This is a genomic window from Streptomyces sp. NPDC044044 (assembly GCF_056434405.1).
On sequence record NZ_JBWKFG010000002.1, the window covers coordinates 447062 to 466102 of the forward strand.

Consider the following 19041-nt stretch of genomic DNA (forward strand, 5'->3'; position numbering starts at 1 on the left):
TCCGGCAGCCTGCGATTTCATATCAGGACAACTCGACCCACTAGGGATAGATTCCCGCACAGGGTGGTCAGTCGTCCCCTCGGCGCCGGCCCTGACGGGAGCTGACGAGGAGCCCATGAGTCACGCTGAGACGAGCGACCGAGCCACCGCCGGCGCGTCACCGGCCGTCAAGCTGACGCTCGCCACGCTGACGATGATGGTCGTCGGCTCCATGGTCGGCGCGGGCGTGTTCTCGCTGCCACGGCGGTTCGCCCAGGAGACCGGGGTCGCGGGCGCGTTGATCGCCTGGGCCATCGCCGGTGCGGGCATGCTGATGCTCGCCTTCGTCTTCCAGACCCTCGCCGTCCGCAGACCGGATCTGGACGCCGGTGTCTACGCCTACGCGAAGGCCGGGTTCGGCGAGTACCTCGGCTTCTTCTCCGCCTTCGGGTACTGGGCCAGCGCGTGCGTCGGCAACGTCACCTACTGGGTGCTCATCATGTCGACCATCGGCGCCATCTGGCCGAGCCTCGGCGACGGCGACACCCTGCTCGCCGTCGTACTCTCCTCGTGCGGCCTGTGGGCGTTCTTCCTGCTCATCCGGCGCGGGGTCAAGGAAGCCGCGGCGATCAACAGGATCGTCACCGTCGCCAAGATCGTGCCCATCCTCGTCTTCGTGATCCTGGCCCTCTTCTTCTTCAAGCCGTCCGTCTTCGCGGACAACTTCGGCGGCGCGGACTACGCGGGATCACTGTTCAACCAGGTGCGCGGCACCATGCTGGCCACCGTCTTCGTCTTCCTCGGGGTCGAGGGCGCGAGCGTCTACTCCCGGCACGCCAAGCGCCGCGAGGACGTCGGCCGGGCCACGATCCTGGGCTTCCTCAGCGTCTTCGCCGTCTTCGCATCGGTCACCATCGTGTCGTACGGGATCATGCCGATGGCGGAGATCGCCGAGCTGCGCCAGCCCTCCATGGCGGGGGTCCTGGAGGAGGCGGTCGGCACCTGGGGCAAGGTCTTCGTCAGCGTCGGACTCATCATCTCCGTGCTCGGCGCCTACCTCGCCTGGACACTGATGGCCGCGGAAGTGCTCTTCGTCGCCGCGAAGGACGACGACATGCCCCGCTTCCTGCGCAAGGCCACCTCCGAGGACGTGCCGGTCCCCGCGCTCCTGATGACCACCGCCCTGAGCCAAGTGGTCCTGGTCGTCACGATGTTCTCCGACGACGCGTTCAACTTCGCGCTCGACCTGACCAGCGCGCTGAGCCTCATCCCGTTCCTGCTCGCGGCCGGTTTCGCCGTCAAGATCGCCACCGGGCCCGGTCGCGAGGGCGTCGCCGGGCAGAGCACGCGCAAGGAACTCGTGATCGCGGTGATCGCCACGCTGTACATGGCGTTCCTGCTGTACGCGGCCGGGCTCAAGTTCGTCCTTGTCTCCTTCATCATCTACGCCCCCGCGACGCTCCTGTTCATCAAGGCCCGGCGGGAGCAGAACCGGCGCCTGTTCTCGCCACGCGAGGCCGTCATCTGCGCCGTCTCGATCGCGGGCGCCGTCGTGGGCGTGATCGCGCTCGCGGCGGGCTGGATCGACCTCTGACCGGACCGGCCCGGACAGGTCCGGGCCCGGCTCGTCCCCGAAGCTGTCGTCCCCGAACCTGTCGCCACCGAACCTGTCGCCCCCGACCGAAAGGCGCACCGTGACCAGCCACGACACCCCCGCCGCACCGACGTTCGGCGTCCACTCCGAGGTCGGCAGGCTGCGCAAGGTACTGGTCTGCGCGCCGGGACTCGCACACCGCAGGCTGACCCCCACCAACGCCGACGACCTGCTCTTCGACGACGTCATGTGGGTGGAGAACGCCCAGCGCGACCACGCGGACTTCGTCATCAAGCTGCAGCAGCGCGGGGTCGAGGTCGTCGAGCTGCACGACCTGCTCGCGCAGACCATGGCGATCCCCGAGGCAAGGACCTGGCTCCTCGACCGGAAGATCACCGCGAACGAGGTCGGCCTGGGGCTCATCGACGGCACCCGCGCCTTCCTGGAGACGCTGGAGCCGAAGCAGCTCGCCGAGTACCTCATCGGGGGCCTCGCCACCGCGGACCTGCCGGACGAGTTCCGCTCCGGCTATGTCGCGCTCGTGCGCGAATCCACCGGCGTACGCGAGTACCTGATGCCGCCTCTGCCGAACACGCTCTACACGCGCGACACGACGTGCTGGCTGTACGGAGGCGTCACGCTCAACCCGCTGTACTGGCCGGCCCGGCACGACGAGACGCTCCTGATGAAGGCCGTCTACCAGTTCCACCCCGACTTCACGGGGGCCACGGTGTGGTGGGGCGACCCCGAACTCGACTGGGGCCAGGCGACGTTCGAGGGCGGCGACATCATGCCCGTCGGCAACGGCGTCGTCCTGATGGGCATGAGCGAGCGCACATCGCGGCAGGCCATCACCCAGGTCGCGTCCGCGCTGTTCGAGAACGGCGCGGCCGAGCAGGTCATCGTCGCCGGCATGCCCAAGCTGCGGGCCGCCATGCACCTCGACACGGTCTTCACCTTCGCCGACCGCGACATCGTCACGCTCTACCCGAAGATCATGGACGCCGTGCACTCCTTCACGCTGCGCCCCGGCGACAAGGCCTCGGGCGTCGAGATCACCGACGAGGGCTCGCGTGCGTTCGTCGACGTGGTCGCCAAGTCGCTCGGCCTGCCCGAACTGCGCGTGATCGAGACGGGCGGGGACGTCTACGCCTCCGAGCGGCAGCAGTGGGACAGCGGCAACAACGCCGTCGCCCTGGAGCCGGGCGTGGTCTTCACCTATGACCGCAACACCCAGACCAACACGCTGCTGCGCAAGGCGGGCGTCGAGGTCATCACCATCGTCGGCGCCGAACTCGGCCGGGGCCGCGGCGGCGGACACTGCATGACGTGCCCGCTCGTCCGCGACGCCGTGGAGTTCTGAGGGGGGCAGTGCAGTACCGGTGGTGGCCTAGTACCGCTGGGCCTTGACGAGCTTCGCGGAGAGTTTCGGCTCCGGGGGCTCGTGGCTGATGGCGTACCGCTGGGCGCGCTTGCCCGGTTCGAGGTTCTCCGTGCCGACGTAACGGGTCTCCACGGCCTTGCCCGATGAGTCCACGAAGTCGACCTGCACGGCGAAGTCGGCCGTCTTGTCGGTCCTGTTGGTGAAGGTCACCACGGAGGCGAGCACGCCGCCGGTCTCGGAGCGCGGCTTGCCCGTCATGGAGACGTCGGACATCGCGTTGCCCCGCCCGTCGACGTCCTTCAGGGCGTTCTTGGCGGCCTGGTTTGCCCGTTCCGTGTCGGCGGACACGGACGCCTCGAACTCGTCCGCGCGCTCCGATGCGGAGGCCTCGGCCTCCGAGGCCGAGGCGCGGGCGGACTCGGCGGCCTCCGAGGCCTGCGACTTCAACGGGGACGCGGTCTTCTCCGAGAACGACGACGAGTCGGGGGCGGTCGGCCGTTCGCTGACCGTCCTGCTGCCCTCGGACGATGGGGCGTCGCTGTCGGTGCTGCACGAGACGAGGGCGGCGGCGGCCGTCACCGTGGCGGCGAGCGTGAGGGCGGCGGACACCGCGGGCCTGCGGCGTGCGGGGCGCCGCTTCCCGCGGGGCGGCATCGGGTTCATTCGGTGCGGTCCTTTCCCTGCTGCTGTTCTTGCTTCTTGCTTCTTGCTTGTTACTTGTTGTCTGTTACCTGTTGCTGGTCATGAGGGGGGTGTCAGTAGCGCAGGGCGCAGGCGATCCGGCCCCGGTCGGCGAGCGCGCCCTCGGGTACGAAGTGGACCTGTGCGCCGGTGTCCAGGGCCCGCTCGACGATGTCGTCGACGACGTCGTCCACCGCGTCGAGGTCGTCCGGATCGGCAGGCACCAGATGTCCGCCGTCGTCGCGCACGGTCGCCTGGTAGGTGTCCTCCACGGCGAGGAGGCGCACCCGGTCCGTCGTCACGTTCTGCCAGACCTCGTCGAGACCGGCGGCGTAGTGGCGTCGGCCCTGCGCCGCGTCCAACTCATGCAGCACGGAGTCGAGTTCGCTCTTGTCCTGGGCGGCGAGGAAGGGGCGTACCGCCTGCCGCACCGCGTCCGCCGGGCCGTGCACGAGGCCGCCGTGCGGCACCCGGTCGGCCTGCTTGATGACCGTGCCTGCGCCGTCGAGGAGGGACAGCGCCGCGGCCTCCCCTGCCACGAACACGGGGCGCGGATGGGCGCGGAGCACACTGGCCGTGGACAGGTCCGCCTCGCGCAGGAACTTGCGGGTCTGCTCGTCGCGGTAGGTGCTCGGCAGGTCGCCGATTCGCTCCTTGCGCTCGGCGTCCGGGTCCTCCAGGCTCCGGGTCAGCGGGAATCCGTCCGCCTTGTGCTCGGTGACCCGCTCGGCGGTGCCGCTCCACAGCGAGACGCGGTCGGCCGAGACGGCGAGGACCCAGTACGGGCGCTCGGCGGCCTGGGCCGCGACGACGTTGCGCGTCAGGAAGGTGTCCGAGAGCACCACGCGCGAGGGGACCGTCCTGGCGAGCGACCACACCTGGTGCTCCCCGGGGGCGGCGAAGACGGCGAGCCCGTCCTCGGCATGTACGAGGTCGATCTCCGCCACCGCCTGGTCCAGCTGCGCGGCCACTTCGATCCGCTGCTCCCTGGCCACGGCCGGGTCGGACTTCAGGCGCTCCTTGGCCTCGGCGACGAGGTTGCGCAGCCGCACGGGATCCTGCGCGTTGTCCGGCTCCCTGCGGTGGGTCGGCAGCAGGACCGTGACGGCGGGATAGGGGCGCGGCCGGCGCAGCTCGGCCAGGGTGGCCGGGTTGAGGGAGGGGTGCATGGGGTGACCCTTTCGGGGCGGTGGCGGATGAGGAGCCTCCGGGGAGGGGAATTACGCCATGAAATGCACCATATGACGGTTGTCTGGTCGTGGCATCAGCTGCTCACCTCAGCAGGAAGCCGAAGACGTACCCGAGGGCATTCGTGGCCCAGTGCAGCCCCATGGGGGCGAGGAGGCTTCCGCTGCGGCGGCGCAGTTCGCAGAAGAGGCAGCCCGCCAGGGCCGTGAAGAGGACCGCTCCGGCGTCGACGACGATCACGCCGAGGACCGAGTGCCCGAAGGCGCCGCCGAGCGCGGGCTTGGCGTCGGCGAGACCGAGCGAGGGCAGGATGTGCCAGAGGCCGAACAGCCCCGACGAGAGCAGGGTCGCGGCGAGCGGCCCGCGCGAGCGCAGGAGCAGCCCGAACAGGACGCCCCGGAAGGCCACCTCCTCCAGCAGGACCGTGCCGAACGGAACCGTCACCAGTACCCGCAGGGCGACCTCGCTCCCGCTCAGACCGCTCTGCCGCTGATCCTCGAACAGGCCGCGGGTGAGCGGCAGCGCGGCCGCGACGGCGTACCCCGCGCCGACGATCCCGATCAGGGCGAGCGCCCAGCACAGACCGCGCACGAGGGTGCCGCGCGCGAGGCCCACGTCGGCCCACCGCCCGCCCCACCAGTACACGATCGCGAGCAGCACCGCCGTGGCCAGCAGGGAGAGGGGGAGGCTCAGGGGCTGCGCCCACCGGTTGTTCGCGAGGTTGCTGAGCACGAGGACGGCGACGGTGGCGGTGACGGCGGTGGCCGTCGTGACCGGACGCCGCAAGAGCTGCGAGAGCCGCGGGTGCCGCGGGTGCCGCGAGGAGGGGCGTCGGGCGTGCACGAGTCCATCGTGCGGGCGTCCCGCGCACGCGGCGACCGGAAGCCGGAGCCACGTACCGAGTCGCCGCGTGTACGTGGGGGACTCAACCTGAAGGCATGGAAGCGCGCGCATCCCGCCGGAGCCGGAGCCGGAGCCGGAGCCAGCGCCAGCTCCGGAGCCAGAGCTTGCGCCAGAGACAGCGCCTGCGGCGGCTCCGGCCCGTCGCCTGGGTCGTGGCGGTGCTGTGCGTGACGGTCCTCGCCACGACGGCCACGGCGCGCAGCACGGTCCTCAGCCCCGGCTTCCACCAAGGAGTGCTGAAGGACCAGGACGCCTACGACCGCCTCTACAACGAGGTCCTGGTCGACCCGCAGAGCCTCCCGGTCGCCCGCGACCTGCTGGGGCGGCTGCCGGTCCCGGAGGCGGCCGTGACCTCCAACCTGAAGATCGTGCTGCCCCCGGAGACCTTGCGCGCCATGGCCGACCGGCAGATCGAGGAGGTGACCGGCTATCTGCGGGGCGAGCAGGAGACGCTGCGCCTCACGGCGGACCTGCGGCCGGTGCTCACCAATGTCGGCGACCTGGCCCAGACGTACTTCGGTGATCTCGTCGCCTCCGTGCAGCGGCAGCCCGAGCCCGACTTCCCCGCATTCCTGGCGGACCTGAACGGCGCGGCGCGGAGCGTGACCACCGGAGAGCCGCCCGTCGGCCTTCCCGCCCTGGAACTGTCCAGGGAGCAGGCCGTCACCGCGGCCCGCGCGCTCCTCCAGGTGGTGCCCGAGGACCGCCGCGACGCGCTCCGACCCGAGGTCGAGGTGGCCCTGGAGAGCGGTGACGTGGCGTCGGCGCTCGCCGCCGTCGGCCCCGAGGCCGTATCCGACCGCACGCGCCAGGCCACCGAGCAGCTGCGGACGACCGTGGGCGGCGACACCTGGGACATCACCGCCGACCTCGACACGTCGCAGGACGCGCTCGCCCCGCTGCACCGGGCGCGCTCCGTCACGCACCTCGCCCAGGAGGTGGTCGAACCGCTCGCCGCGCTGCTGGGTGTCGCCGCCCTGGCGTTCCTGTGGTTCTCCGGGCCGCGGGCCCCCGCGCGCCGCCTGATGGGCCTCGGCTGGGCGCTCGGGGCGGGTGGGCTCCTGACCGGCCTTGCCGCCCTGCTCGCCCGCGCGGCCACGGACGACGGGGTGATCACCGCGCCCGCGTCCTGGCCGGGGTCCGTGTCCCGCCTCGTGGACGACGTGGGGAACGCCGCCCTGGACGGCGTCATCGGCACGGCCACCGTGACCGCGTACATCCTGCTCGCGGCGGGCGCGCTGCTCGTCACCGTCAGCTGGGTGTGGCAGGCCGGACCGGCCCTCACGGTCAGCCCGCGGCGGGTCCAGGTGCTCGCCGTCGGGGTGGCGGGGGCCGCGCTCGGGGGCGTCGTCCTGGCCCCCCTGGCGGTCGGCCGCTCCGAACCGCGGGCCTGTCAGGGCAGCGCCCGGCTCTGCGACCGCCCGTACGACGAGATCGCCCAGCTCACCTCGCACAACGCGATGTCCACCACGGCCGACCAGTTCATCGGGCCCCTCCAGGACCCCGGCATCACGGCCCAGCTCAACGACGGCGTACGCGCCCTGCAGATCGACACCTACACCTGGGAGGGGCCCGAGCAGATCGCCGAGCGCCTGAAGGGCTCGGACTTCTCGCCCCGCCTCCAAGGGCAGATCGAGGCCGCGGTCAACAAGTTCAACCCGCCCCGTGAGGGCCTGTGGCTCTGCCACTCGGTGTGCCGGGCCGGGGCGATCGGCCTCGTGCCCACGCTGCGCGAGACGGGTGATTGGCTGCGCGCCCACCCCACCGACGTGGTCACGCTGATCGTGCAGGACGCCGTCAGCGCCGATGACACCGCGGCCGCCTTCGAGGAGGCCGGTCTCACGGACCTGCTGTTCACGCCCGACCCGGACCCGGACGAGCCGTGGCCCGAGCTCGGCGAAATGATCGAAAGCGGCCGGCGCCTGGTGGTGTTCGCCGAGCGCGAGGACGGGCCCCAGCCCTGGTACCGCAACTTCTACCGGTACGGCATGGAGACCCCGTTCGCCTTCCGCAGCCCCGCGGACATGACCTGCGCCCCGCACCGGGGCGGCGAGGACAAGCGGCTCTTCCTGCTCAACCACTTCATCACCATCGACGGCGGCAGCCGCCTCGACGCGGGCACGGTCAACCGGCGCGAAGCGGTGCTCGACCGCGTGCACGACTGCGAGCGGCAGCGCGGCAGGCCGGTGAACTTCGTCGCCGTCGACTACCTCAACATCGGCGATGCGAGGGGGGCGGTGGATGCGCTGAATGCGGAGCGGTAGCAGGGTGGATGCGTGTTTCGTGTTGGTTTGCGAGGTATGGGGGGCTGGGTGAGCATGGGGTCGCGCGCCCTTTGCCGGGGACATCCGTCACCGGACGGCGCGCCGGACCTCGGAGCTGAGGCGGTTGACGAAGGACTCGCCCTTGGCGGACGCTCGGCGGCGGATCGTGCGACGCGGCGGCGCGATCGTCAGGAAGCCGTACTGGGAACGGCCCGACTCCACCTACCTGGTCAGACGCTGGCCGGACCTCACGGCTGCCTGCGTCGGCACGGTCTTCTTCTGGCTCTCCCTCACACCTTCCCTCGTGCCCCGGCCCTGGTTGCTGCAGGGTGTCGTCGGAGGGATCACGGCGGCCATCGGATATGGACTCGGCTCGGTCGTCGCCACCGTGTGCCGTGCGCTGTTCCGGTGGCGGCCGGGCGAGAAGGCGCGGGCGCGTCTCTGGCAGGCGTACTGGGTCGTCGGGCTCGTCCTCACGGTGTGGCTGATCGCCGAGAGCGACCACGCGCAGCGCCGCCTGCGCGAGCTCCAGGGGCTGCCGCCGTCGATGGCCTGGCACACACCGGTCATCATGCTGATCGCCGTCCTGCTCTGGGCCCTGTTCCTGCTCGTGGCCCGTGGCATCCGCCTCGGGGCCCGCAGGCTGATCCGGGGTCTGCACCGGTTCGTGCCGCTGCCCGTAGCCATCGGCCTCGGCGTCGCGCTCAGCGCGCTGATCGTCACGATCGGGCTGCGCGACGTCGTCTTCCAGCGCGGCGTCATCGACCTCGCCGATCGCATCGCCTACGCGACGAACGGCGGCACCAAGGAGGGCATCCGGCAGCCGACCTCGCCGCTGGTCTCCGGAGGACCCGGCTCGCTCCTGCGGTGGCAGGACCTCGGATTCCAGGGCCGCAACTTCGCGGGGTCCACGCCGACGAGACAGCAGATCACCACGTACACGGGCAGGCCGGCGAAGGACCCCGTGCGGGTCTACGTCAGCGCGTCGGCACCGGAGGCCTTCAGCAGCCGGGACCCGTTCGAGGCCAAGGCCCGGCTCGCGGTGGAGGAGCTGGAGCGGACCGGTGCGTTCGACCGGGACGTGCTGGCCATCGCCGGGACCACGGGGACCGGCTGGGTCAACGCCGACATCAGCGAACCCCTGGAGTACATGCACGACGGCGACACGGCCATCGTCGCCGTCCAGTACTCCTACCTGCCCAGCTGGGTCTCCTTCCTCGTCGACAAGGAGCGCGCCGCGCAGGCCACGCGCCGGCTCGTCGACGCGGTCCTCGCGAAGTGGTCCGCCCTGCCGGAGGACGACCGGCCCAAGCTCGTGGTCACGGGGGAGAGCCTGGGCGGGTTCGCGATCGAGTCGTCGTTCGACGGGGTGGACGATCTGCTGGCCCGGACGGACGGGGCGCTGATCGTCGGCACGCCCAACTTCGCGCCGATGTCGCAGGAGATCCGCGATCACCGGGATGCGGGGAGTCCGGTGTGGCGACCGCTGTACGACGAGGGCAGGAACGTGCGGTTCGCGCAGTTCCCCGAGCGGGATCTGAAGCGGCCGGGCGGGGCCTGGGGCCATCCGCGGGTGGTGTACCTGCAGAACGCGTCCGACCCGGTGGTCTGGTGGTCGTCCTCTCTGCTCCTGCACCGCCCGCAGTGGCTCGACAACCCGCTGGGCCCGGACATCACCCCGGCGATCAGATGGTTCCCCGTCGTCACCTTCTGGCAGACGTCGGTGGACATGGCGGTGTCGTACGGCGTCGAGGCACCGCACGGTCACCGGTACGGGGCGGGACCGGTGGACGGGTGGGCGGCGATTGTTCCCCGGGAGGGGTGGGGGGAGAAGGACACGGAGCGGCTGCGCGAACACATGGAGAAGAGGGAGTCGCCTTACTGAGGTGGTGCTGAGGGGGGCTGCTTCGGCTGGGGAGCGCGGGGAGCCCCCCTCACTCTTGGCACTGCGGGGGAGCCCCGGCCCCACCCACCTGTGGCACTGCTGGGGAGCCCCGCCTCCTCCACCTCCGCCCCTGTCACCGCGGGGCAATCGGGCGGGTGGCCGGGAAAGGCTTGTTCGTCCAGGGGCGGATGCGGGGCAATCGGGCGGGTGGGTGGGAGGGGCCTGTTCGTGCAGGTGGGATGCGGGGGGTGAGGTACAGGCAAGGGGCCCAGGGGCCAGGTCACGTGGGATTCATCTCGAATCCATGTCCCGTACCGCCGAGCCGTACGGATTGTCAGTCCGGCGTGCTCTCATGGATGCATGATCGACGTGATCGAAGACTTTCTTGTACGCGGCGTTTCCGACGTCGAAGAAGCCCTCCGCAAGGCCGCCGCAGCCGAGGTCATGCCGAGATTCCGGCAGCTCGCCGAGGGCGAAGTCGTTCAGAAGAGCGGGCCGCACGATCTCGTGACGGTGGCCGACCGGCTCGCCGAGGAGCAGCTGACGGCAGCACTCACCACCCTGCTCCCGGGCTCCGTCGTCGTGGGCGAGGAAGCCGTGCACGCGGACCCCTCGACGTACGAGGCGATACGCACCGACGCACCGGTGTGGATCGTCGACCCGGTCGACGGCACACGGCAGTTCGTGCACGGCGACCCCGGATTCTGCATGCTCATCGCGCTGGCGTGGCGCGGAGAGGTGCTCGCCTCCTGGACGTACGCCCCGGCGCTCGACGAGATGGCCGTCGCGGTGCGCGGCAAGGGCGCCTGGCTGGACGGGGAGCGCCTGGTGGCCGGTTCTCCCGGCGAAGTGCTCGAAGTGGCGACCTCGCACCCGGACTTCACCACCCCCGAGCAGAAGCGCGCACTGCTCGGCCTTCGCGTGGAGGGCGTCGCGCCACGGCCCTGCGGTTCGGCGGGGCTCGAGTATCTGGCCATAGCCAAGGGGGAGTTGGACGCGGTCGCGTTCTCCTGGGAGCTCGCCTGGGACCACGCGGCGGGGCTGCTGCTCGTCGCCGAGGCCGGGGGCGGCAATCTGACCGTCGCCGGGGAGCCCTTCCGGATAGCGGGCGGGAACGCGCTGCCGTTCACGGCCGCCCGGGACGGAGCCACGGCTGACCGGGTGGTGGAGTTGCTGTCGGCCTCAGCCTGATCTGCGGCGCACTGCGCGGCGGCTCGAGGTGGAATCGCACGGTGGTGACCTCGAACTCGGTGACGGTGCCGACGCGCGGCCAGTCATCGGGATCGAGCGGGAGATGCAGCAGGTCCACGAAGCCTGCGAGCGGCAGCCCCAGCTCGACGAAGAGCCCGACCCGCCCCGGGCCCCACGGAAGGACGTCGACCGTGCCGGTCAGACGGGTGCCTTGGGGGAGCGGGCCGCCCGGTGCCGGCGCCGTGGTGTGCCGGCTTTGGCGGGCGCGCTCCCACGCGGCCTCGAATTCCCTCTCCGACACCGGCTCCCCACCGCTGACGGGGCCGCTCACGAGTGCGCCGTACCGAGCCTCGTAGAGCTGCGCCCCCAGCGGCTCGAACTTGTCGAGCACCCAGGCCAGTTCGTCGCGCGATGCCGCCATGGACGCCGGGCCGTGCGGGTCGGTGAAGGACGCCTGACGTACGGCGATCGCGTCGTCCCCCGTCTCGAACCACTCATCAAAGCCCGCGTCAGCGCGGCGGTACCAGGACGTCACCCGTCAGAGGCTACCCGCGCCCACGGCGCTGTCGGTGGCCCGGCCTATCCTGGGCGGCAGAGGCCATCGGCTGACAAAGGAGTCCGAAGGTGCCGTCGATGCTTGATGCCGTCATCGTGGGGGCGGGACCGAACGGTCTGACCGCTGCCGTCGAGCTGGCCCGCCGGGGCTTCTCGGTGGCCGTGTTCGAGGCCAGGGACACCGTCGGTGGCGGGGCGAGGACCGAGGAGCTGACGCTTCCCGGGTTCCGGCACGACCCCTGTTCCGCCGCACATCCGCTGGGCATCAACTCGCCCGTGTTCCGCACCATGCCCCTCGATCGGTACGGCCTCGAGTGGCTCCAGCCGCAGCTGCCCATGGCGCACCCCTTCACGGACGGAAGCGCCGCCGTGCTGTCCCGTTCCGTCGCCGAGACCGCCGCCTCGTTCGGGCCGCGGGACGCGGGGGCGTACAGAAGGCTCATCGAGCCCTTCATCGGCAAGTGGGACACCCTGCTGCAGGACTTCATGGCGCTGCCGTCGACGGCGCTGCCGCGCGACCCCGTGACCCTCGCCCGCTTCGGCCTCGCGGGACTCCCGCCCTCCACCTGGCTGATGCGGCGCTTCCGCGACGAGCGGGCCCGCGCCCTGTTCGCCGGGCTCGTCGCCCATGTCATCGCCCCGCTCGGCGGAATCGCCACCGGCGCCGTCGGCATGGTCTTCGCGCTGGCCGCGCACGCCCGTGGCTGGCCGGTGGCCCGGGGCGGTTCACAGTCGATCTCGGACGCGCTCACCGCGTATCTGAAGGACCTGGGCGGCGCGGTCCACACGGACTACGAGGTCAAGCGGCTCGACGACCTGCCGCCTGCGCGCGCGTACATCTTCGACACCTCACCCACCGCACTCGCCCGGATCGCGGGCCTGGGGCGGAGCTATGAGAGCTATCGGTACGGCGCGAGCGTCTTCAAGATCGACTACGCCCTGGACGGGCCCGTCCCGTGGACGGCGAAGGAGGCGAGGGAAGCGGGCACCGTGCAGGTGGGGGGCAGCAGCGCCGAGATCGGCGCCGCGCTGCACGCCGCTTCGCGCGAGAACCGCGCGCCCGACCCGCCGTTCCTGATCACCGTGCAGCCCAGCCTCGTCGACCCGTCCCGCGCGCCCGCGGGCAAGCAGGTGTTCTGGGCGTACGGCCATGTGCCTAACGGCTGGGACGGTGATCTCACCGACGCGATCGAGCGCCAGCTGGAGCGCTTCGCCCCCGGATTCCGCGACCGCGTCCTCGCCCGTGCCACCGCGGGCCCGCCCGAGATGGCCGCGCGCAACGCCAACTACGTGGGCGGCGACATCGCCTGCGGCGCGGCCAGCGGACTCCAGTTGCTGCTGCGCCCCAAGCCCTCCCTCTTCCCGTACGGCACCGCGCACCCGGCCGTCTTCCTCTGCTCCTCCGCGACGCCACCCGGCCCCGGTGTGCACGGCATGTCGGGACACAACGCGGCGAAGGCGGTGTGGCGGAGGCTTCGGGCGGCGTGAGGGGCCCGCGGGGCCCGAGGGAGCGGAGCTACAGGCCCCCCGCAGCTGCCCTGCCCGAACCCCCTCTCCCACCCACCCGCCCGAAACCCCGCATCAACCCCTTGCCGAACAGGCCTTTCCCGCCCACCCGCCCGATTGCCCCGTGGTGGCAGGGGGGAACGACACAGGCGGGGGATGTGCGCTGTGGGGCTGGGTGCGGACGTGTTGCGAGCCGGGGTGTCAGCGTGGGTGGTTCGCACAGGTGAGCGTGTCCGGCCGGGGAGGTCGGCCCTCACGCACCCGCAGTCGGCCACGCTCGTGAGGGGGCGTGGCGGTATGTCCGCCCGGAGCACGGTTCGCGGCGCTCCAGTAGCGCAGTAGCCCTGCGGTCACTGGACGATAGCGAGGACGGACATACCGGCGCGGCCCCGCACCCAAGGACAGAGCAGCACCGCAGCACCCCCCCCCCGAACCTCCATGTCGGATTCTCGCCAGCCACCCCCACCCGCCATACCCGATCCTTGAACCATGCCCACCGCCCCGGCCACAACCACCACCCCACCGCCCCTCTCCATGCACACCGACGCCGAGCGCTGCGTACGTGCCGTGCAGTCGAAGGACGCGCGTTTCGACGGCTGGTTCTACACCGCCGTTCTGACCACCCGCATCTACTGCCGCCCCAGCTGCCCCGTAGTCCCCCCGAAGCCCGAGAACATGAGCTTCTACCCGAGCGCGGCGGCCTGCCAGCAGGAAGGGTTCCGGGCGTGCAAGCGGTGCCGGCCGGACAGCAGTCCGGGCTCGCCCGAGTGGAATCAGCGCGCCGACCTCGTGGCCCGCGCCATGCGCCTCATCGCGGACGGCGTGGTGGACCGCGACGGAGTCCCCGGCCTCTCCACCCGCCTCGGCTACAGCACCCGCCAGGTGGAACGCCAGCTCCTCGCGGAACTCGGCGCAGGCCCCCTCGCCCTGGCCAGGGCCCAGCGCGCGCAGACCGCCCGCCTGCTCATCGAGACCACCCCCATGCCCATGGCGGAGATCGCCTTCGCCTCCGGCTTCTCCTCGATCCGCACCTTCAACGACACCGTCCGCGAAGTCTTCGCCCTGGCCCCCAGCGAACTACGGGACCGCGCCCCGAAGGCAGCCAAGCAAGCAGCCAAGCAAGCAGCCCCGCAGGCCGCCCAGAACGTGCCCGCCCCCGGCACCCTCTCGCTCCGCCTCCCTTTCCGCGCCCCGCTCAACCCCGACAACCTCTTCGGCCACCTCATCGCCACCGCCGTACCCGGAGTCGAGGAGTGGCGCGACGGTGCCTACCGCCGCACGCTCCGCCTCCCCTACGGCCACGGAGTCGTCGCCCTCACCCCCGCCCCCGACCACATCGCCTGCCGCCTCAGCCTCACCGACATGCGCGACCTCACGATCGCCATCAGCCGCTGCCGCCGCATGCTCGACCTGGACGCGGACCCGGTCGCGGTGGACGCCCAGCTGAGCGCCGACCCGCTGCTCGCACCCCTCGTGGCCAAGGCGCCGGGCCGTCGCGTGCCGCGCACGGTCGACGAGGCGGAGTTCGCCGTGCGCGCGGTACTCGGCCAGCAGGTCTCCACGGCCGCCGCCCGCACCCACGCCGCACGCCTGGTCACCGCGCACGGCGAGCCGATCGACGACCCCGAGGGCGGCCTCACCCACCTCTTCCCCGCGCCGGAAGCCCTCGCCGCGCTCGACCCGGAGGCACTCGCCCTGCCGCGCAGCCGCCGCACCACCCTGACCACGCTCGTACGCCACCTCGCCGACGGATCACTGAAGCTCGGCGTGGAGAGCGGCTGGGAAGAAGCCCGCGCCCGGCTCACCGAACTGCCCGGCTTCGGCCCCTGGACGGTAGAGGTCATCGCGATGCGGGCGCTCGGCGACCCCGACGCCTTCCTCCCCACCGATCTCGGGATCCGGCGAGCGGCACAGGATCTGGGCCTCCCGCACACCCCGGCGGCCCTGACCGAACGGGCCGCGGCCTGGCGCCCCTGGCGGGCGTACGCGGTGCAGTACCTGTGGGCGATCGACGACCACCCCATCAACAGCATCCCGGCGTAGCCCACCCACCCCACTCCACCCACCCCACTCCACCCACCCCACTCCACCCACCCCACTCCACCCACCCCAAGCACGACCACGAAGGACAGGCCATGCACCACCGCCAACACACCCTCATCGACAGCCCCTACGGCCCCCTGACCCTCGTGGCCACCGACGGCACCCTCAGCGGCCTCTACATGACAGAGCAGCGCCACCGACCACCCGAGGAGACCTTCGGCGACCGCGACGCGGGGCCGTTCGGCGAGGCCATCAGCCAGCTGGAGGCTTACTTCGCGGGCGAGTTGCGGGAGTTCGACCTGCCGATGCGCCTCGACGGCACGCCGTTCCAGCGCACCGTCTGGCAGCAGCTCCAGCTGATCCCGTACGGAGAGACCCGTACGTACGGACAGCTGGCGGACTCGCTGGGCAAGCCCAACGCCTCGCGCGCCGTCGGCCTGGCCAACGGCAAGAACCCGATCGGCGTCATCGTGCCCTGCCACCGGGTGATCGGCGCGGGCGGTTCCCTGACCGGCTACGGCGGCGGACTCGACCGCAAGCAGCGGCTGCTGGCCTTCGAGGGCGCGACGCAGCGCAGCGAAGACGCCCTCTTCTAACGGCACGCGGCGTTCAGCCGACCCGCAGCCCGTTCTCCAACTCCACGGCCCCCACTCCCACCCCAGCCCCAGCCGCAGCCCCAGTCCCGGCCCCAGCGCAAGCCCCAACCCCAGCGCCCACCCCCGCGTCAAGCACCTCGAGCCCGGCCCGCACCCGCAGCCCCAGCTCGCCCGGCAGGAACTGCGGAAGGTCCTCGCGGGCCACAAGCCGCCAGGAGAGCAACTCCTCCTCCTGGAGCTTGATCGACTTCAGCTGGTCGTCGCCGAGCACCCCGCCGTCGTACAGATAGGCGACCAGCGGCGGCCGCGCCGTACCCGTCACCCAGTCCACCGCGAGCAGCGCGCCCAGCTCGACGTCCAGGCCGATCTCCTCGGCGGTCTCACGGCGTGCCCCCTGCCGAGGTGTCTCGCCATCGTCCGACTCGACGGTGCCGCCGGGCAGCGCCCACCCGTCCCGGTAGTTGGGCTCGACGAGCAGGATCCGTCCCTCGGAGTCCCGGAAGAGAGCGGCGGCCCCGGCGATGATCCGGGGGAGGCCCGCGATGTACGTGGCGTAGTCCTGAGCGGTCATTTGGCAAGGGTAGACAATTCCACCGTCCGTGCCGCCAGCTCGCTGATCCGCGCGCCGTCGAAGCCGAACACCGCACTGCGCACCCGGTCTTCGAGCGGATCCCGCCACTGTGCGGGGATCGCCTTGGCCCCGCACAGCACGCCCGCGACGGATCCCGCGGTCGCGCCGTTCGAGTCGGTGTCGAGGCCGCCGCGCACCGTCAGGGCGATGGTGCGGGTGAAGTCGCCGTCCCCGTACAGGAGTCCGGCGGTCAGGACGGCCGAGTTCGGCACCACGTGGACCCAGCCGAGCCCGGAGGTCTCCGCCTCGGTGGTGGCCAGCGTCTCCTCCCAGCTGAGCCCGGCCTCGTGGAGGGTGACGACCCTGCGCACCGTACGGGCGAGGCGGCAGCTCGACGGGATCACACCGAACGCCACGTCCAGGGCGGCGCGCGGCGTCACCGCGGTGAACGCCGCCGCGACGAGCGCCGCCGCCCACATCGCCCCGTAGACGCCGTTGCCGGTGTGCGAGAGCACCGCGTCCCGGCGGGCGAACGAGGCGGCGCGGCGCGGTGCGCCCGGGTTCGTCCAGCCGAAGATGTCGGCACGGATGAGGGCGCCGATCCACTCCTGGCAGGAGTTCTCGTACGTCGCCGTGAGCGGCGGCTTGAGGCCGTTCGCGAGATTCCGGTACGCGGCGCGCTCCGCGGTGAACGTCTGCAGATAGGGAAGGCGCAGCAGCCACAGCTCGCCGACCTGTTCGGTGCTGAACGCGAACCCGTGCGTCTCCAGGAGGTGCAGTCCGAGGATCGCGTAGTCGACGTCGTCGTCACGGCAGCTGCCGTGCACCCCGCCGCGCACGCAACTCTGCCACTCGGGCCGGAGCTGGAACTCCTCGACCCAGGAGGGAGGTTCGGGCAGATAGTCGGTGAGCGGAAGCGCGTCGGCCTGGCGCAGATAGCGCTCGATGCGCTCACGCGTCCAGTAGTCGCCCCGCTCGATGGGTTTGCCGAGCATGTTGCCCGCGATCCGCCCGATCCAGCCGCCGAGGACGCGGTCGGCGAGTTCCGTGTGCACTGGGGTCATGCCTCCGGTTTACCGAATTCGGGGGGCTCGTGCGCGGTCAACGCGACCGGTTCGGCGCGGAGCATGGGACGTTTGTCTGGTTTTCGATCAGATGCACATTCTTGGGAGTGTCCGTGAAGCCCATGAATCCCGTGAAGCCGGTGGAGCCCGTGAACCCCATGAAGCCCATTGAGCCCGTGAGTCCCGTGAAGCCCACGAAGCGTCGTACGGCCGTGCTCGCCGCCGCGGCCCACCGTGCACCATCTGTACGACTCGCGGGGCTCGGGCGGCACGGACTGAGGCGGCTGATCGATCATTTCTGCGATCAGAGTGCACTGGTATAGCCCAATTTAGAGCGATTTAAGGGAGCGTCCCCGGACTCCGAAATGCGGGCGGCCATGGGCAGGCGGCCCCTCCTCCGGTTATGGTCGCAGCGGCGCGACTGCCTTGACGCGAGCAAGGCCCGGAAAGCAAGGGGATGCAAGGTGGCGGACGCTGCTGGGACGGCGGGGCATGTGCTCATCGCCGCGGACAAGTTCAAGGGCTCACTCACGGCCGTGCAGGTCGCGGAGCGGGTGACGGCCGGGCTTCGCCGCGTCGCCCCGCATGTGGAGGTCGAGGCCCTGCCGGTCGCCGACGGCGGCGACGGCACGGTGGCCGCGGCGGTCGCCGCCGGTTTCGAACGCCGCGAGGTGCGGGTCACGGGACCGCTCGGCGACGAGGTCACCGCGGCGTACGCGCTGCGGGACGGGACCGCGGTGGTCGAGATGGCGGAGGCGTCAGGCCTCCAGCTGCTGCCCGAGGGAGTCTTCGCGCCGCTCACGTCCACGACGTACGGCTCGGGGGAACTGCTGCGCGCGGCGCTCGACGCGGGCGCGCGGACGATCGTCTTCGGTGTCGGAGGCAGTGCGACGACGGACGGCGGCGCCGGAATGCTGGCCGCGCTCGGTGCGGTGTTCCTGGACGCGGAGGGCGCGCCGGTGGCGCCGGGCGGCGGTCCGCTGGCCTCGCTGGCCACGGCGGACCTGTCCGGCATCGACAAGCGCTTCGCCTCGGTGGACCTGGTCCTGGCCAGCGACGTGGACAACCCGCTGACCGGCCCGAAGGGCGCTCCGGCGGTGTACGGACCGCAGAAGGGCGCGAGCCCGGAGGACGTGGCCGAGCTGGACGCGGCCCTCGCGCACTTCGCGCGGGTGCTCTCCGAGTCGGCGGGCTCCTCGGCCCTGGAGTACGCGGAGTCCCCGGGAGCCGGAGCGGCAGGCGGCATCGGCTACGGCGCTCTCGTCGGGCTCGGCGCGAGCTTCCGCCCCGGCATCGAGGTCATGCTGGACGTCCTCGGCTTCGCGCCCGCGCTGGCGCGTGCGTCGCTGGTGATCACGGGGGAGGGCTCGCTGGACGAGCAGACCCTCCACGGCAAGGCGCCCGCGGGCGTCGCGGCGGCGGCCCGTGAGGCGGGCCTAGAGGTCGTGGCGGTCTGCGGACGCCTGGCACTCCCGGCCGAGGCCCTGGGCAAAGCGGGCATCCGACGCGCGTACGCCCTCACCGACGTGGAGCCGGATGTCGCCCGGTGCATTGCCGAGGCGGGGCCGATTCTGGAGACGGTGGCGGAGAACATCGCGAGGGACTTCCTCAGCTAGGCGTTCCACTGGGGTTGCGGT

General features: G+C 71.6%; 15 protein-coding genes. 9 read left to right on the top strand and 6 right to left on the bottom strand.

All coding sequences use genetic code 11. The annotated features are described in order from the left end of the window. Nucleotides 1–115: 115 nt before the first annotated feature. A complete protein-coding gene (locus AC07AG_RS07960) occupies nt 116–1573 on the top strand; it encodes a basic amino acid/polyamine antiporter (RefSeq protein WP_478752983.1) in 1458 nt (485 codons plus the stop codon). 100 nt (nt 1574–1673) lie between these two features. After that, nucleotides 1674–2936, top strand: coding sequence for an arginine deiminase (locus tag AC07AG_RS07965; protein WP_478752985.1), 1263 nt, complete (start codon nt 1674–1676; stop codon nt 2934–2936). Nucleotides 2937–2963: 27 nt separating this feature from the next. Here the strand turns inward: AC07AG_RS07965 and AC07AG_RS07970 are convergent, their stop codons facing one another. The 3 genes from AC07AG_RS07970 to AC07AG_RS07980 all read right to left on the bottom strand — a co-directional run bounded on the left by AC07AG_RS07970 (nt 2964) and on the right by AC07AG_RS07980 (nt 5669). Then, entirely contained in the window at nt 2964–3620 is a 657-nt protein-coding gene (locus tag AC07AG_RS07970) for a hypothetical protein (RefSeq protein WP_478752987.1), read from the bottom strand. A 92-nt stretch (nt 3621–3712) separates the two neighbouring features. Beyond that, a complete protein-coding gene (locus AC07AG_RS07975; protein WP_478752989.1) occupies nt 3713–4807 on the bottom strand; it encodes a baeRF3 domain-containing protein in 1095 nt (364 codons plus the stop codon). A gap of 103 nt (nt 4808–4910) precedes the next feature. After that, nucleotides 4911–5669, bottom strand: coding sequence for a lysostaphin resistance A-like protein (locus AC07AG_RS07980; protein WP_478752991.1), 759 nt, complete (start codon nt 5667–5669; stop codon nt 4911–4913). 95 nt (nt 5670–5764) lie between these two features. On the opposite strand from AC07AG_RS07980, the gene AC07AG_RS07985 reads away from it, so the two are divergent. The 3 genes from AC07AG_RS07985 to AC07AG_RS07995 all read left to right on the top strand — a co-directional run bounded on the left by AC07AG_RS07985 (nt 5765) and on the right by AC07AG_RS07995 (nt 11069). After that, nucleotides 5765–7993 (top strand): phosphoinositide-specific phospholipase C-related protein, encoded by a 2229-nt coding sequence (locus AC07AG_RS07985; RefSeq protein WP_478752992.1) that lies wholly within the window; start codon nt 5765–5767, stop codon nt 7991–7993. A gap of 142 nt (nt 7994–8135) precedes the next feature. Beyond that, a complete protein-coding gene (locus tag AC07AG_RS07990; RefSeq protein WP_478752993.1) occupies nt 8136–9878 on the top strand; it encodes an alpha/beta hydrolase in 1743 nt (580 codons plus the stop codon). A 360-nt stretch (nt 9879–10238) separates the two neighbouring features. Then, entirely contained in the window at nt 10239–11069 is an 831-nt protein-coding gene (locus AC07AG_RS07995; protein ID WP_478752995.1) for an inositol monophosphatase family protein, read from the top strand. On the opposite strand, the gene AC07AG_RS08000 is transcribed toward AC07AG_RS07995, so the two are convergent. Next, the gene (locus AC07AG_RS08000; protein ID WP_478752997.1) at nt 11005–11604 is read right to left on the bottom strand and encodes a hypothetical protein; all 600 of its coding nucleotides are present in this window, start codon (nt 11602–11604) and stop codon (nt 11005–11007) included. The two genes, AC07AG_RS07995 and AC07AG_RS08000, sit on opposite strands and share 65 nt — an antisense overlap. A 98-nt stretch (nt 11605–11702) precedes the next feature. Between AC07AG_RS08000 and AC07AG_RS08005 the strand changes: the two genes are divergently transcribed. The 3 genes from AC07AG_RS08005 (at nt 11703) to AC07AG_RS08015 (ending at nt 15769) form a co-directional block, all read left to right on the top strand. Continuing rightward, entirely contained in the window at nt 11703–13112 is a 1410-nt protein-coding gene (locus AC07AG_RS08005) for a phytoene desaturase family protein (RefSeq protein WP_478752998.1), read from the top strand. A gap of 552 nt (nt 13113–13664) precedes the next feature. Next, nucleotides 13665–15173 carry an AlkA N-terminal domain-containing protein gene (locus AC07AG_RS08010; RefSeq protein WP_478753934.1) on the top strand — a complete coding sequence of 503 codons (1509 nt, stop codon included), beginning with the start codon at nt 13665–13667 and terminating at the stop codon, nt 15171–15173. 92 nt (nt 15174–15265) lie between these two features. Then, a complete protein-coding gene (locus tag AC07AG_RS08015) occupies nt 15266–15769 on the top strand; it encodes a methylated-DNA--[protein]-cysteine S-methyltransferase (RefSeq protein ID WP_478753000.1) in 504 nt (167 codons plus the stop codon). Nucleotides 15770–15782: 13 nt separating this feature from the next. On the opposite strand, the gene AC07AG_RS08020 is transcribed toward AC07AG_RS08015, so the two are convergent. Both AC07AG_RS08020 and AC07AG_RS08025 read right to left on the bottom strand, forming a co-directional pair. Continuing rightward, entirely contained in the window at nt 15783–16340 is a 558-nt protein-coding gene (locus AC07AG_RS08020) for an NUDIX domain-containing protein (RefSeq protein ID WP_478753002.1), read from the bottom strand. Continuing rightward, nucleotides 16337–17404: an ADP-ribosylglycohydrolase family protein gene (locus AC07AG_RS08025; protein ID WP_478753003.1), complete on the bottom strand. Its 1068-nt coding sequence runs from the start codon at nt 17402–17404 to the stop codon at nt 16337–16339. The genes AC07AG_RS08020 and AC07AG_RS08025 overlap by 4 nt, the downstream gene beginning before the upstream one ends. Nucleotides 17405–17868: 464 nt before the next feature. On the opposite strand from AC07AG_RS08025, the gene AC07AG_RS08030 reads away from it, so the two are divergent. Beyond that, complete coding sequence (locus tag AC07AG_RS08030; RefSeq protein WP_478753004.1) at nt 17869–19020, top strand: glycerate kinase; 1152 nt, start codon at nt 17869–17871, stop codon at nt 19018–19020. Nucleotides 19021–19041 lie beyond the last annotated feature (21 nt).